Genomic DNA, 14,520 nt, shown 5'->3' with positions numbered 1-14,520 from the left:
TTTGGGACGGGAAAGGGCTGGGGGCGTAGTTGCCGGCGTCTTCTGGCTTCACTCATTTCCGCTTCGCTTATGAAAAAACTACTTCTCGCCCTGTTGGTGGCCCTGGGCGCTACCAACCCTCTGTATGCCCACAAGGAGTGGGTGCATCAGCACATGGTCAAGGAAGCCTACAAATTCCTGGAAAACAGTGTCGGGCCCATTCCCTTGTTCCGGAACTCGGTGAACTTCCACGGGTCCGGCGACAACAGCAACCCGTTTAACCCGAGCTACCCGCAGATTGCCATTGGCGCCTGGCGCGAGGATATGGAGGACATCGTATACCACTACGACCTGGGGCAGGGCGGCTTCACCCCGTCCATCACCCACTTCTGGAAGGCCGACTACGGCGACAACTACGAATCGGCCCCCCTGAACATCGGCTACACGTCCAAGGCCCCCAACGCCTGGGAAAAAGCCCGGGTGTACCTGTTTAGCCAGGACCACAACGGGGCCCATGACATCACCATTCCCTTCTACAACGGCTACTCGTACAAGAACTACCTCATCACCTATACCTCGCTGCCCGAGTTTTATAAGGGGAACTACTTTCTGGAGGCTACCACGGACCTCGACGGCAGCAACCGGGTCCACTACTACCACCAGCCCCGCTTCGACCCCACTTTCTCCAAGCCCGTGGCGCTCAATATTCTGGGGCGGGTGGCCCACCTGCTGGGCGACATGAGCGTGCCGGCCCATGCCCACTCGCACCTGCACCCCTGCCCGCTAAGCCTGCCCGACTTCTACGAGAATAACATGGGCAACGTGTACTGGTCGAATAACAGCCGGAGCAGTTGTGAAGACGACCCCGGCGGCACCTACCGCGCCGAGCAGTGGACGGCCGCCACGGCGGCCCAGACCGGGGGCCTCATCGACCAGATTTACTGCGAGGGGGCCGACATGGCTAAGATGCGCTACCTGTTTTATACCACCAACCAGCTGGCCGACTTCTTTCCCAGCGGTGTAACTACCAGCCAGAAGTTTGACCCCAGAGGTCCGGTGCCCAACAATCAAAGCTACGAGAGCGGCAACCGGAACCTCTGGAACGGCACCAACGCCTACCTGAACGCCCGCTATGCCGCCCTGGGCAGCCCGCCCTCCGACATCAACCACCAGGTTATTGCCAACGAGACCTTCAACTATTCTATCCGGGCCGTGGCCACGCTGTTTCAGTGGTTTGCCTTCAATGCGGGTATCATCGAGGACTTGCGCAACACGCACATTGCCAGCACCAGCAATGCCTACCTGGTCTGCGCCAATGGTGCTTCCCGGGATATGGCTCTGACGATTCCGGCCACTACGCCGGTTACGTGGTCTATTTCGCCCAGCACGGCGGCCACCGGGACGGTTATCAACCAGGGCTCGGGACAAATCTACCGCGTGACGCCTACCGCGGATGCCTACAACGGGGAAGTGCGCGTATCGGCGTCCTACGTGAGCAACTACGCCTGCTCGTCCCAGAATGTGACCATCAAGCAGGACCTGTGGAAAGGGGCCCCCATTGTCTCGATTCAGACCCAGGAGGAGTCGTACGGCAATTACAACTCCTACCAGGATATGGAGCCGTATACCACCCTGGGCATTGTGGCCACGACGCGCCGGGCCGACCTGCAAGGCAACCTGGTGTACAGCTGGACCCACGACAACCCCAATTTTCAGCTACAGGCCGACGGGGGCAATGCGGGCCTGGGGGCATCATCGCAGTACTTCGACTTTGTGCGGGTGGAGGTGAGCGTAGCCAGTGACTGCGGCACTACCACCACCGACCGCGCGTTTGCCACCCGCTACCGGGCTCCCGACGAAACCTGCATCATCTGCCCCAAAGCTCCCACGCCGGATCCGGACACCCCCACCGCTGCCGCCACGCTGGAGGTGTTTCCCAACCCCAGCAACCAGAGCTTCTCCGTGCAGTACGTGCCGGCCAGCCGCGCCGCCGATGCCCATCCGGCCCCGACCACCTACCGCCTGTACGACACCTATGGCCGTCAGGTGCGGGAAGGTACCCTGGCGGGCCCCGCCACCCCCATAAGCACGGAAGCCTTGCCCGAAGGTATCTACATTCTGGTCCTCAAAACGCCTGCTTCCGTGGTGCGGCGCTCTATTCAGGTCAGGCATTAAAACGCTTTTCTAGCCGGGTATACTACCCAAAATGCCCCACCTGGCTTCGAGCCGGGTGGGGCGTTTTGGGTAGCAACCAAGTGTAAGGCTAGCTTGGGAAGGCGGGCTGCAGGGGCGCTTTGCGGGCCAGCCCGGCGCTCAGGCAAGCATTGCGTCCGGCGCCGGCGCGCTGCTGGTCGCACTCCCGGTCGGGAACTTGCTCCGGCGTATTTGGCCCGCCCGCTCACCCAGGTATCAGGCGTTGGCCGTCCTCGGGGCCGGTATCATGTGCCTCCCCTAACCTCGCCACTAGCAGCTCAAGCGTAGGACGTGAGCCTCCCGACCTTGGAGCAGGCTAAAAGGAGCAGTTAGCGGTTGGGGTACGCAGTTGGGTTTGATCCAAAAACCAGCTTATATTTACTTTTTCCATAGTATCCCGAACCGCTGGGCCTCGCCACAAGCCCGCTCAGCAGCCCTCTTTCCCACGCCTCCGCTTCCGGGTACTTATGCAGTTGATGTTTTTTCGGTTTTTGCGCTGGTGGCCGGCTGGCTTGGCGCTGGTTTTAGCATTAGCACTGGTGGGGGCCGGCTCGGCGGCTCAGGCAGTACCCGCGGCCCTGCCGGCTGGGTCCGTAGCGGCGCCCGACAGTCTGCAGCGGCTAAGCACCCGGGAGCAGCAGCTGCGCGACCGGTTCCGGCAAAACCAGCGGCGGGGCATCGACAGCATCCGGGCCCTGCTGCGGGCGCACCCGCAACCCGACAGCACCCGGGTTATTCTGCTCACCTGGCTTTCCGACGCGGTAGGAACGTACGACGTGCGCGCTTCCGGGCCCATTTGCCGGGAGGCCCTGGCCCTGGCCCGCCGGGTGCGCCACCGCGACCTGGTGGCCGAAACCCTGCTGGACCTGGCCGACTACCATATTTCCCTGGCCGAGTACCCCGCCGCCATTGCCCGCCTGCAGCAGTCCCGGGCCGAGTTCCGCCGCCTGCGCGACGTGGGGGGCGTGATGCGCTGCCTGAACCGCCTGGCCATCATTGCCGACCAGCGGGGCCGCTACGCCCAGGCCCTGGGCTACTGCTACCAGGCCATGGCGCTGGGCTCGACCGGCAATGAGCGGCGCTTTCATACCACCCTGCGCATCCAGGCGGCCAGCATCTACACCCGCATGGGTGAGTTCGGCAAAGCCCGCGAGCTGCTGCGGGCGGCCCTGGCAGTGGCCCGCGAGTTCGACTACCCCGACCGCCTCAACCTGATTCTGAACGAGCTGGGCGAGCTGAGCCGCCGCCAGCGGCAGTGGGCAGCGGCCCGCCGCTACTTTGAGGGCAGCCTGGTGATAAGCCGCCGCCTCAATGACCTGCCCGACATACTGGCCACGGAGCTGAACCTGGCCGAGGTAAACGAGCAGCAGGGCAACTATGAAGCGGCCCTGCGCCTGGGCTACGGCGTGCTGCACCAGGCCCAGACGGCCAGCCTGCTGCCCCTGATTCCGCGGGCGCAGGTAGTGCTGGCCCGGGCCTCCCTGGGCCGCGGCCGGCCCGACAGCGCCATCTGGTACGGGCAGCGCGGCTGGCAGGCCAGCCGGCTCATGCGCTTCCAGGAGGGCCTGCGCGATGCCAGCCAGGTGCTGGCCGCCGCCTACGCCCGTCGCGGCAACTTCCACCTGGCCTACCAGGCCCAGCAGCGGGTGACGGCCTACAACGACAGCCTGACCGGGGCCGAGGTAACCCGCCGCACCGCCGCCCTGCAGTTCAATCAGGAGCTGCGGCAGCAGCAGGCGCAGATTCGCCTGCTCACCCAGCAGCAGGAGCTCGATCGGCTGCGGGAGCAGCGGCGGCTGGCCATCTCGGCGGCAGTGGCCTTGCTGACCCTGCTCGGCGGCGGCGTGGGGCTGTGGCGCTACCGCCAGCGGCAGCGCCGCCGCGAAACGGACCTGCGCACCCGCCTGGCCGCCGACCTGCACGACGACGTGGGCACGCTGCTTTCGCAGATTTCGCTGCAGAGTGGCCTGCTGCAGGAAGGCCTGGCCGACCCCGCTGCCCAGCGGGAGCAGCTCAGCCAGATTTCCGAAGCCAGCCGCTCGGCCGTACGCCAGCTCAACGACGTGGTCTGGAGCTTGGATGCCCACAATGACCACCTGCCCGACCTGCTCGACCGGATGCGCGACTACGCCCACGAGGTGCTCGGTCCGGCCGGGCTGGAGCTGGTGTTTGACGTCTCGGTCCGGATGCCCAGCTTGCGCCTGCCCGTGCTGCTGCGCCGCAACCTCTACCTGATTTACAAGGAAGCCCTGCACAACATTCTCAAGCACGCCCGGCAGGCCACGCGCGTCACCGTAGGCCTGCACCTGACCGAGAGCAGCCAGCTGGTGCTCAGCATTGCCGACGACGGCCCCCCGCCGCTGGTGCCCCCCGCGCTGGACGCCGGCCCGCACCAGCGGCGCACGGGCCACGGACTGCGCAACATCGGGCAGCGGGCAGCGGCCGTCGGGGGGGAGGCCACGGCCGGCTCGGGGCCGGCGGGCTTCCGCCTGCGGGTGCTGGTGCCCCTGCCCGCCGGGGCAAGAAGCGGGGAGTGAAAAGACGGTAGGCGGGCCCCTCTTCACGGTCGGCCGCGCTTCATGGCCCCGCATCATCATGCGATACCGTGGTATCGTTGCCAGGACTACTTTTACGCGTATGAAAATCCCCCTGGCCATTGTCGAAGACCAGCCTGCCATCCGGGAGGTACTGCACACGTACCTGTGCGCCCAGCCGGAGTTTGAGTGCGTGGTAGTGGCCGAGTCGGTGGAGGAGCTGCTGGCCGCGCTGGCCGCCGGCGCCCCGCGGCCCCGGCTGGTGCTGTCCGATATTGGCCTGCCCGGCGTGTCGGGCATCGGCGGTATTGCCCGGCTGCACGAGCTGGCCCCCGCGGCGGAGGTGGTGCTCATCACCGTTTATCAGGATGCGGAGCGGATTTTCAAGGCCATGTGCGCGGGGGCCGTGGGCTACCTGGTGAAAAGCACGCCGCTGCCCGAAATCAAGCAGGCCCTGCTCGACGTGCTGGCCGGGGGCTCGCCGATGTCGCCGGCCGTGGCCCGCCACGTGATGCGCTACTTTCGGCCCGCCACTCCCCAGGCGACCCTCACGGCCCGGGAACGGCAGCTGGTGGAGGCCCTGGAGCAGGGGCTGAGCTACAAGCTGGTGGCCGACCGTCTGGGCATCAGCATTAATACCGTGCGCGCCCACATCCGCACCGTGTACGACAAGCTGCAGATCAACTCCAAATCCGAGCTGCTGGGCCGCCACCGCCACCAGGTCCGCTAGCCGTTGGCCCGGGTAGGCTGCCGGCCCCGCCGCAGAGAGGCAACCTACGGCCGACAGCGGGGCCACGGCCCTAGGCTGCCGTTTTGGCTTTAACCGCCTCCGCACCGCCGGCCCGCTCCAAAAACTTTCTGCTCCCGCGGTTCTGACGCCAGTCCCCACGGCCGGGATTGTATCTTGCGGGTCGTAATTTAGCCCCATGTCTACGCCCGCCGCGCCCCTGTCCCCCGACTTAGCCCAAACGCTGCTCAGCATCTCACTGACCGGCGTTATCCTGTTTCGGCCCGTGTATGAGGGAACCGAAATCACGGATCTGGCCTATGAGCAGCTCAACCCCGCCGCCCAGCGCATGCTGCAGCTGCCCGAGCAGCCGGCCGCCACGTTTCTGACGCTTTATCCTCACGCCCGGGAGGCCGGCATCTTCGCCTTTTACCGCGACGCGTTTCGCTCCGGCGAGCCGGGCCGCTTCGACGTGAACTACCAGCACGACGGGCTGGACAACTTCTTCCACCTGGCCGCCCAGCGCAGCGGCGCGCTGCTGGTCGTCAGCTTTACCGATACGGCCGACCACGACCGGCCCGCCGTCGAGCTGGCCCTGCGCGAAAGCCAGACCCGGCAGCGCGACGCGTGCTACCAGATCTTTGAGCATACGCCGGCGGCAATGTGCATTCAGCGCGGCCCCGAGCACCGGTACGAGTACTGCAACGCCACCTACCAGGCCCTGTTTCCCGGCCGGCCGCTGCTGGGGCTGACGGCGGCTGAGGCCCTGCCCGAAACTGTGGACGCCGGCTTCGTGGCCCTGCTCGACGAGGTGTACCGCACCGGCACCACGTACTTTGGGCACGAGCAGCCGCTGCTGCTGGCGCAGCCCGCCGGCCGGCCCCCGCAGGAACAGTTCTTTACCTTCACCTACCAGGCCTACCGCGAAAACGGCGGGATTGTGGGTATTTCCACCTTTGCCTTCGACGTGACCGAGCAGGTGGAGGCCCGCCAGGAGGCCGACCGCCAGCGCCAGCTGCTGCACACGCTGTTTATGCAGGCCCCGGTACCCATCGTCATCCTCGACGGCCCGGAGCTGGTGTACCAGCTGGTCAATCCGGCGTACCAGCAGATTTTTCCCGGCCGGAAGCTGCTCGGCCGGCCGCTGCTACAGGCCCTGCCCGAGTTGGCGGGTACCCTTGTTCCCGCGCTGCTGCGGGAGGTGTACCTGACCGGCGCCACCCGGGTGGTTCAGGAGCTGCCCCTGCTGCTGGCCCGCTACGAGGGCGCCCCGCCGGAGGAAATCTACTGGAACTTTACCGTGCAGGCCCGCTACGATACCCGGGGCCTCATAGACGGTATCCTGGGCTTCGCCCAGGACGTGACCGAGCAGGTGCGGGCCCGCCAGCTGGTGGAGCTCAGCGAGCAGAACTTTCGCCAGATGGCCGACAGCGTCCCGGCCATGATCTGGGTGACCGACCCCGACGGCTACTGCACCTACCTCAATGAGCAGTGGTACGCCTTTACCGGCCAGTCGGAGCAGGAGGCCCTGGGGCTGGGCTGGGTGAATGCCCTGCACCCCGACGACGCGGCCAGCGCCAGCCAGAGCTTCCTCGATGCCAATGCCCGCCAGCTGCCGTTTCACTGCCTGTACCGCCTGCGCCGCCGGGATGGCGTCTACCGCTGGGCTACCGACAGCGGCCTGCCGCGCTTCGCCCCCGATGGCAGCTTCGCCGGCATCGTGGGAACGGTCATCGACATCCACGAGCAGAAGCTGGCCGAGCAGGCCCTGCAGCGCCTGACCCGCAAGCTGCGCAACGCCCGCGACGACGCCCAGGGCCTGAACGCCGAGCTGCAAACCACCAACCAGCAGCTGACCCGCAGCAACGTGGATCTGGACAACTTCATTTACACGGCCTCCCACGACCTGAAGGCGCCCATCACCAACATCGAGGGGCTGCTGCACGTGTTGCAGCACGAGCTGGCCGCGGCCGGCCCGGAGCCGGCCGCCGTGTCGCCCGTGCTGGGGATGATGCACGAGTCGGTAGCCCGCTTCCAGCGCACCATCAACCAGCTCAGCGACGTGACCAAGCTGCAGAAGGAGCACGGCCAGCCCACCACCGATGTGGCTTTGCAGCCCGTGCTCGACGATGTGCAGCAGGACCTGCTGCCGCTGCTGCGCGAAACCGGGGCGCAGCTCGACCTCGACGTTGCCGACTGCCCCAACGTGCTGTTTTCGGCCAAAAACCTGCGCTCCGTGCTTTTTAACCTGCTCAGCAACGCCCTCAAGTATCGCCACCCCGACCGGACTCCCCACGTGCGCATCCGCTGCCGGCAGGAGCCGGGCCGCGCGGTGCTGAGCGTGGAAGACAATGGCCTGGGCCTGGAGCCCGACCAGCTGCCCCAGCTTTTCGCCATGTTCCGCCGCCTGCACAGCCACGTCGAAGGTTCCGGCCTGGGCCTGTACATGGTGCAGCGGAGCGTGGAAAATGCCGGCGGTAAAGTGCTGGTGACCAGTCAGCCGGGGGTAGGGTCCACTTTTACCGTATACTTTCCCCGCTAAGCGCCGTATACCTGCGCCTGTGCGCGGCTGACGACCTGGTTAGCCCTCCCGATGGCTAGCTTCATGACTCCTTTGCCCTGCATTCTGCTGGTCGACGACGATCAGACCAACAACTTTCTCAATCAGAGCCTGCTCACCCGCCTGGGCGTGGCCGAACAGCTGCTCGTGGCCCTGGACGGGCAGCAGGCGCTCAGCCAGCTGCAGCAGCACTGCGTGCCGCCTACGCCCGCGTGCCCGGCCCTGATTCTGCTCGACGTGAACATGCCCGGTATGAACGGTATCCAGTTTCTGGAAGCCTACCAGCAGCTGCCGCTGGGCCAGCAGGGCGCCATTGTCATTGTGATGCTCACCACCTCGCTGCACCCCCGCGACGTGGACCGCGTGCAGCAGCTCAACCTGGTCAATGGCTTTATCAACAAGCCCCTCACGGCGGCTAAGATCAATTCTATTCTGAGCCAGCACTTCGGCCGCACGCTGCCCGAAGCGTAGCGGGCGTTACGCCGGCAGCGCGGGCAGCTCCAGGTAAAACGTGGTGCCCGTGCCTTCGGCGCTGTCGAACCAGATGCGGCCCTGGTGCAGCTCCATGATGGTTTTGATGATCGACATGCCCAGGCCGGTGGTTTTTTCGCCCCGCAGGCCCGGCCGCCGGGCCCGGGTGAATTTTTCGAACAGCTCGGCCTGGTACTGGGCGGGAATGCCCACGCCGGTATCGGCCACGCTGATGCGGGCTGCATTGCCGTGGCGCGCAACTCCCACCGTGATGCGCCCCCCGTCGGGGGTGAACTTAATGGCGTTGGAGACGAGGTTGTTGATGACCTGCTGAAACTTGTTGATGTCGAAGCACACGTACAGGGGCTGCTCGGGAGCCCCGAAGTCGAAGTGCAGGTGCGTATGCCACTCCGAGTTCTGAAACTCCGTCATCAGCAGCCGCAGCCACGCCACCAGGTCGGCCCGCTCCGGTTTGTAGTCCACATTGGCCGATTCCAGAAACTCATTGTCAACAAAGTCCCGGATCAGACTGATGCCGTCCTGGCAGGTGCGCTCCATTAGCCCCAGCAGGTGCCGCATCCGCTCGGTGAGCCGGCCGTCGGCCTCGTGGGTGAGCAGGTCGGCCAGCTGCTGCACCAGAATGAGGGGCGCGGCCAGGTCGTGCGACAGAATTTCGAGCGTCGAGTCTTTCTTGATATTGAACTTCTGCGCGTTGAGCGTCGCAGCCTTGGCCGCGCTGATGTCGCGCAGGCTGCCGCACAGGTACTGCGGTCCGCCCGCCGGCTGGGTGCAGTACACCGTCGCGCACAGCCAGCCGGGGCTGCCGTCGGCCTGGGTTACGCGCAGCTCCACATCCTGCACCAGCTCCGCCGGCCCGGCCTGCTCTACCCGCTGGTGCAGGTAGTGCCAGTCGTCGGGGTGAAGGCGGGTGAGCCAGTGCGGCAGGTCGTCGTTGACGTGGGCGGCCGGGTCGCCAAAGAGCTGCTCGTAGGCCTGCTGACTGACGTGGGCCACGCGGCGGCCCGCCAGGTCATAGGCAAAATAGATGACGTTGCTGTTCTCAATAAGGGGGCGGAACAAGGGTAGATAGTCGGACATAAGGAGAAGTACTGGTGCGGAAATATTTCGTTGTCGCAGGGGCGGCTGGTGGGATTCCCGGCCGTTGACAACACCGAACGGGGTATTTTGATTTGGCGTCCCCGGCGGGAGCTGGTACTGCTGGCTGGCAAGGAGCGAAGGGCTGGAGCCGGGAGCCGCAGAAGGCCCCGGCAGTGAGGCCGGTGGGTTGGCCCCGCCTCAATTCTCTACCTTTGCTCGCACTCCGCCGCCCCAAAAAATGCTGGCCTGCCGCCCGCGAATCAGGCTTGTCGAAGGCGGGCCCTGGTCGTCGGAGTTGCCTTTCGAGTATGCCATCAGAACCCGAGGCGTGGACCTCCCCCAACCTGCGCCGTCGGCCCCTGCTGCTGCCGGCCGCTATTTTCCTGGTTTTTGCCGGCTACCTGCTGGGCTGGGGCTTTCAGGGCTACATGCCCTACGACGCCGAGGAGTACTGGCGGCTGGCGGGCCTGTTCTACCAGGATGGGCACTTCTCGCTTTTCCACTACCGCAGCGAGACGCGCGGGTACCTGTTTCCCCTGCTGCTGTTCGGGCCCAAGGCCGTGGCGCACCTGCTCGGCCTCCGGCCCGTGTACATGGCCGCGCTGCTGGGCGCCGGGTGCGCGGCGGGGCTGTTTGGCTGGCTGGGGCCGGCGCTGTACCAGGCCGTGAGCGGGGAGCCCCGGGTTCCGACGGTCCGGCGGGTGGCGTTTGCCGCGCTGGGCTTCCTGTTCTGGCGGGGGCATTTCAACTTCGCCCTGTCCGACTTTCCCGCGCTCACGCTGCTGCTGGCCAGCCTGCTGCTGCTGGCGCGCGGCCCCGGGCGCCTGGGCTGGGTAGGAGCGGGGCTGTGCTTTGCTGCCGCCGCCAACATCCGGCCCGTGTACAGCATCTGCCTGCCCGGGCTGGTGCTGCTGGCCGCCCTGCCGCGTCGGCCGGCTGGCGGGTGGGGCGTCGCCACGGGGCTGTTCGGGCTGGGTGCCGCCCTGATTTTGGGGCCCCAGCTGCTGCTCAACCTGCGCCAGTACCACCGTCCCACGCCCCTGGTTATTGCCAAAATAGACGGGCTGGGAGTGAAAGACCTGTATCTGGCCCAGCTGTGGTGGGGCATTACCACCCAGAAAACCGAAGGCCGGCTGGGCAAGGAATATCCCCGGGACCTGGTGCTGTATGCTGACCCGGGCGGCGAGCGGGTGCTGGCCGCCGAGCAGCTGCCGACGGAAAAAATCGGGCCGCCGCGGCTAACTTCCTACGGGCAGTATCTGGCGCTGGTCGGCCGCCACCCGGCGGCTTTTGCCGCTATCTACGCCCGGCACCTGTTCAATGGGCTCGATGTGCAGCACCCCACGCCCTACGTGGCGCAGGTGTGGCGGCCCGGCCGGCTGCTGGCCTGGGCCAACTACACCCTCTGGTTTGCCGCGCTGCTCCTGGTCTGGCGCGGCCGGCGGCCCGGGCTGGGCCGCCGGCCGGCAGTGGTGGTCGGCACGCTGCTGCTGCCCTGCTTGGCGGCTCTGCCGCTGGTCGTTGAGTGTCGGTTTTTGCTGCCCCTGCACCTGCTGGCGTATGGCGCCGTGTGCTTTGGCTGGCCCGCGACGAGCGCTAGGCGGCCTGCCGGGCCGTTGGTGGGGGCCTACCTGATCTTCGTGCTCGGGTGCGGCTGGCAGTCGGCCCGCACGTACGCGACGCTGGAGTTCAGGGAGCCGGCCGCCCGGACCGCTACCCGGGCCGGGCAGCCGGCTCCGCTCAAAAAGCGGCGGCCAAGCGCTGGAGTGGCCGCCGCCGGATGATTTGGTTGGCTAATATGATTGGCATATTTGCGGGTGGCAAAGTTGACATCGTGCATTCTTTATCGTCTTTTCAGGTGAGGTAAAATTTGAATCGGGCTTGCCATTGGCTAATATAATTAGGAACTTTATGCTTCGGCTTCGCCTTGGAAATATTGCGTTCTGCGCAGCTAACGGTACTTTTGATGAACACCCGCATTCCCCCCGCCGACCAACCCCCTGCCCTTATGGTCAACCCTGACGCTCCCCTCGACGAAACGCCGCAGCCCGACCTGTTCGCCGCCGGCGACACGCTCAGCTTCGACGAGGCTGCCCCACCGGCCCCGGCCGAGGGCGAGGAGCACTACGCCCCCGACGCGGGCGAGCTGACCCTGGCCGAATCGTCGGAGGACGTGGAGGCCGTGACCGAAGCCACGCCCGTAACTGAGGAAACCGAGGAGGAGCCCAAGTTTGCCCCCGGCGAAACCATTCACGACGTGGCCACCGTGGCCGGCATGTACCAGAACTGGTTTCTGGACTACGCCTCCTACGTGATTCTGGAGCGGGCCGTGCCCGCCATCGAAGATGGCCTCAAGCCCGTGCAGCGCCGCATTCTGCACGCCATGAAGGAGATGGACGACGGCCGCTTCAACAAGGTGGCCAACGTCATCGGGCAGACCATGCAGTACCACCCCCACGGCGACGCCAGCATCGGCGACGCCATGGTGAACCTGGGTCAGAAGGATCTGCTGATTGAAACCCAGGGCAACTGGGGCGACATCCGCACCGGCGACGGCGCGGCGGCACCCCGCTACATCGAGGCCCGCCTGAGCAAGTTTGCCCTCGACGTGGTGTTTAACCCCGACGTCACGGACTGGCAGATGAGCTACGACGGCCGCAAGCGCGAGCCGACCACGCTGCCCGTCAAGTTTCCGCTGCTGCTGGCCCAGGGTGTGGAAGGCATTGCCGTGGGCCTGAGCACGAAGATTATGCCCCACAACTTCCGCGAGCTGTGCCAGGCCAGTATCGCCGTGCTGCGGGGCAAGGACATCCAGCTGTTTCCCGACTTCAGCACCGGCGGCCTCTGCGACGTGACCAACTACAACGGCGGCTTGCGCGGGGCTAAAATCCGCCTGCGCGCCACCATCGAGAAGGCCGACAAGACCATGCTCGTCATTCGCGACATTCCCTACGGCACCACCACCACGGCGCTGATGGAAAGCATCGTGAAGGCCTCGGAAGCCAACAAGATCAAGATCAAGAAGGTGGTCGACAACACGGCCGCCCACGTCGAAATCCAGGTGCACCTGCCCACCGGCGTGAGTCCCGACCTGACGATGGATGCGCTGTACGCCTTCACGGACTGCGAAATCTCGATTTCGCCCAACACCTGCGTCATCATCGAGGACAAGCCCCGCTTCGTGGGCGTGGAGGACATGCTGCGGCTGAGCACCCAGAAAACGGTGCGCCTGCTGGAGCGGGAGCTGGAAATCAGGCAGGATGAACTGCACGAAAAGTGGCACTCGGCCTCGCTGGAGAAGATTTTCATCGAAAACCGCATCTACCGCAAAATTGAGGAGTGCGAAACCTGGGCCGACATTCTCGAAACCATCGAGAAGGGCCTGAGCAAGTATGTGCGCATCGACGGGCTCAAGGCCCGGGCCGACGACCAGCGCATCGTGCTGCGCCGCGCCATCACCGAGGACGACCTGACCCGCCTGACCGAAATCCGCATTAAGCGCATCAGCAAGTTCGACGGCTTCAAGGCCGACGAGTACATTCAGAAGCTGGAAGCCGAGCTGGCCGAAGTGGCCGACCACCTGGCTAACCTCACGCGCTACGCCATTCAGTACTTCGAAAACCTGCTCAAGAAGTACGGCGCGGGCCGGGAGCGCAAAACCCAGCTGCGCACCTTCGACGTGGTGACGGCCCAGAAAGTGGCCGTGGCCAACCAGAAGCTTTACGTCAACTACACCGACGGCTTCGTGGGCTACGGCCTCAAAAAGGACGAAAACGCCGTAACCGTAGCCGACTGCTCCGACCTGGACGACATCATCGCCATCCGCCGCGACGGCACGTTCACCGTGTTCAAGATTGCCGAGAAGACCTTCGTGGGTAAGGATATCCTGCACGTGGGCGTGTATAACAAGAACGACGACCGGCTGGTCTACAACATGGTCTACCAGGACGGCCCCTCGGGCGTGGCCTACGCCAAGCGCTTCCTGGTCACGGGCATCACCCGCGACAAAGTGTACGACCTGACCAAGGGCGGCAAGAGCTCGAAAGTGCTGTATCTGACGGCCAACCCCAATTCCGAGTCGGAGCTGGTGGGCGTGCAGCTCACCGACAAGGCCCCGGCCCGGGTCAAGCAGTTCGACTTCGACTTTGCCGAGCTGGCCATCAAGGGCAAGGGCTCGATGGGCAACATCGTGACCAAGCAGCCCATCAAGAAAATCACCCAGAAAAGCCTCGGCGACTCCACGCTGGGCGGGCGGGAAGTGTTTTTCGACGCCGTGGTGGGCCGCCTCAACACCGCCGGCCACGGCCGCTACCTGGGCACCTTCGACACCGACAACACGGTGCTGGTAGTGTACCGCGACGGCTCCTACGAAATGAAGGCGCCCGACCCCTCGCTGCACTTCGACGTGCCCAACATCGTGCTGCTGCGCAAGCTGGAGTCCGACACCGTGCTCAGCGCCGTGTACGTGGAGGGCGACACGAAAATCCACTACGTGAAGCGCTTCAAAATCGAGACCAGCACCCTGGAAAAGCGCTTTATCTTCATTTCCGAAACCAAGGGCTCCAAGCTGCTGGCCGCCACGGCCTTCGCCGAGCCCCAGGTGGAAATCAGGCTGCAGCGCGACAAGAAGGCCGACAAGGAAACCGAGCAGCTGCGGCTCCACGAGTTCATCGACGTGAAAGGATGGAAGGCCATGGGCAACAAGCTCAACTACTTCCGCATCCACGCCGTGGCTCTGCTCACCGGGGAAGGCCCCGAGCCCGAGCGCCGCGAAACGGCCCGCAAGAAAGGCCCCGCCACCATTCCGCGCCCGGCCGCCGCGGCCCCCGAAGCTACCGGCCCGCTGCCCGAGCTGACCGGCCCGGTGGAAGTGACGGAGGAGGACGTGGCCCAGGCCCAGGCCATTCTGCGCCGCCCCAAAGCCCAGCTGGGGCTGTTCTAAAAGAGAAATAAAAAAG

At 65.4% G+C, this 14,520-nt stretch carries 8 protein-coding genes; 7 read left to right on the top strand and 1 reads right to left on the bottom strand.

Features of this window, described 5'->3' with window-relative positions:
• Positions 1-69: 69 nt before the first annotated feature.
• The 5 genes from ABD842_RS13410 (at position 70) to ABD842_RS13390 (ending at position 8,464) form a co-directional block, all read left to right on the top strand.
• Positions 70-2,154: a T9SS type A sorting domain-containing protein gene (locus tag ABD842_RS13410; protein WP_345114740.1), complete on the top strand. Its 2,085-nt coding sequence runs from the start codon at positions 70-72 to the stop codon at positions 2,152-2,154.
• A 485-nt stretch (positions 2,155-2,639) separates the two neighbouring features.
• The gene (locus ABD842_RS13405) at positions 2,640-4,709 is read left to right on the top strand and encodes a tetratricopeptide repeat-containing sensor histidine kinase (RefSeq protein ID WP_345114738.1); all 2,070 of its coding nucleotides are present in this window, start codon (positions 2,640-2,642) and stop codon (positions 4,707-4,709) included.
• 100 nt (positions 4,710-4,809) lie between these two features.
• The gene (locus ABD842_RS13400) at positions 4,810-5,436 is read left to right on the top strand and encodes a response regulator (RefSeq protein WP_345114735.1); all 627 of its coding nucleotides are present in this window, start codon (positions 4,810-4,812) and stop codon (positions 5,434-5,436) included.
• A gap of 196 nt (positions 5,437-5,632) precedes the next feature.
• Positions 5,633-7,975, top strand: coding sequence for a PAS domain-containing sensor histidine kinase (locus ABD842_RS13395; protein WP_345114733.1), 2,343 nt, complete (start codon positions 5,633-5,635; stop codon positions 7,973-7,975).
• 63 nt (positions 7,976-8,038) lie between these two features.
• On the top strand, positions 8,039-8,464 hold the full coding sequence (locus ABD842_RS13390) for a response regulator (protein ID WP_345114731.1): 426 nt from the start codon (positions 8,039-8,041) through the stop codon (positions 8,462-8,464).
• A 6-nt stretch (positions 8,465-8,470) separates the two neighbouring features.
• Here the strand turns inward: ABD842_RS13390 and ABD842_RS13385 are convergent, their stop codons facing one another.
• Positions 8,471-9,562, bottom strand: a complete 1,092-nt coding sequence (locus tag ABD842_RS13385; RefSeq protein ID WP_345114728.1) for a PAS domain-containing sensor histidine kinase — start codon at positions 9,560-9,562, stop codon at positions 8,471-8,473.
• Between the two features lie 308 nt (positions 9,563-9,870).
• On the opposite strand from ABD842_RS13385, the gene ABD842_RS13380 reads away from it, so the two are divergent.
• Together ABD842_RS13380 and ABD842_RS13375 are read left to right on the top strand one after the other, a co-directional pair.
• Positions 9,871-11,346, top strand: a complete 1,476-nt coding sequence (locus tag ABD842_RS13380; protein ID WP_345114725.1) for a hypothetical protein — start codon at positions 9,871-9,873, stop codon at positions 11,344-11,346.
• A 224-nt stretch (positions 11,347-11,570) separates the two neighbouring features.
• Entirely contained in the window at positions 11,571-14,504 is a 2,934-nt protein-coding gene (locus tag ABD842_RS13375; protein WP_345114722.1) for a DNA gyrase/topoisomerase IV subunit A, read from the top strand.
• The last annotated feature ends 16 nt before the right edge of the window (positions 14,505-14,520 follow it).

This window comes from Hymenobacter algoricola (assembly GCF_039539525.1).
Taxonomy (GTDB): Bacteria; Bacteroidota; Bacteroidia; order Cytophagales; family Hymenobacteraceae; genus Hymenobacter; species Hymenobacter algoricola.
The sequence above is the reverse complement of the archived record's forward strand: the minus strand, read 5'-3'. Positions and strand labels throughout refer to the sequence as shown.